Below are 1,120 nucleotides of genomic sequence, written 5' to 3' on the forward strand. Positions count from 1 at the left end.
GCGGGGTCTGTGAACGGGCCGGTGCCTCCCTATCATAAAACCACGGGACGACAACGCGGATCACCTACACGATCCGGGCAAACCGGGTAGTAGAACCGAAAAGACCGAGTCACGGTAAAGAACAAAGGGAACCTGCCTGAATATGGACGAACACGACCCCCCCTTCCTGGAGTTTGATAACGTAACCGTCTTTCACAGGGAGAAGATTGTCCTTGATTCCCTCTCGCTCGCTATCCCGCGGGGCGAGAGCGTGGCGATTCTCGGGCCCAACGGTGCAGGGAAATCCACGTTCATAAAGACGATCATGCGGGAGTTTTACCCGGTGCTCGATCGCGGGCCGGTCACCTTCCGCATCTGCGGGAAGGATACCTGGGACGTTTTTCTTCTGCGATCATCGTTTGGGATCGTCTCGAATGATCTCCAGTATACCTTTACGCGGGAGATCACTGGCAGGGAGGTCATCCTCTCCGGTTTCTTTTCCAGTATCGGGCTTTTCAACCGCGAAGTCACAGCGGAGATGAAGCAAAAGGCAGACGAGATCAGCGCATTCCTCGAAGTGGGCAATCTCTGCAACCGGCCGATGACCGAACTATCATCGGGAGAGGCGCGCCGGTTCCTCATCGGGAGGGCCATGGTCCACGACCCGGAGGTCCTGATCCTTGACGAGCCAACGAACAGCCTCGACCTCCATGCGCTCCATGCCTTCCGCCAGACGATACGGAAGATCGCAGCGAACGGAACGGCAATCATTCTTGTTACCCACAGCCTGCCTGATATCATACCGGAGATCGGGCGGGTTATCCTCATGAAGAACGGGAAGATTGTGGGCGACGGCCCCAAGGAGGAATTGCTTGCAGACGGCCCGGTCAGCCGGCTCTTCGATGTCCCGGTTACCATCCGGAAGGATGACGGGTATTACTACGCGACCGGATATTAAGAGATGGGCGTGATCGAAAGACCTGCCGAACAGAAAAAAGATTTCTCATGAAAAACGGGAAGGGTATAATGATGGGGGCTGATGCCCCCATACCCCCGATTATGATGAACGGCCGCCGCCCCGAAGGACGCCCCGCGGCGGCATCAATTTCTTTTACGCGATAACTTTTTGTCAGAGTGTCCC

At 56.2% G+C, this 1,120-nt stretch carries 1 protein-coding gene; it reads left to right on the plus strand.

What is annotated here, in order from left to right:
* The first annotated feature begins 142 nt into the window (after positions 1 to 142).
* A complete protein-coding gene (locus tag CW742_RS14475; RefSeq protein WP_292421588.1) occupies positions 143 to 937 on the plus strand; it encodes an ABC transporter ATP-binding protein in 795 nt (264 codons plus the stop codon).
* The last annotated feature ends 183 nt before the right edge of the window (positions 938 to 1,120 follow it).

This window comes from Methanoregula sp., from assembly GCF_002835825.1.
In the GTDB taxonomy this organism is placed as follows: Archaea; Halobacteriota; Methanomicrobia; order Methanomicrobiales; family Methanospirillaceae; genus Methanoregula.

Coding starts and splice junctions, on each gene's coding strand:
- CW742_RS14475 (WP_292421588.1), top strand. CDS start 143: ATGGACGAACACGACCCCCCCTTCCTGGAGTTTGATAACGTAACCGTC.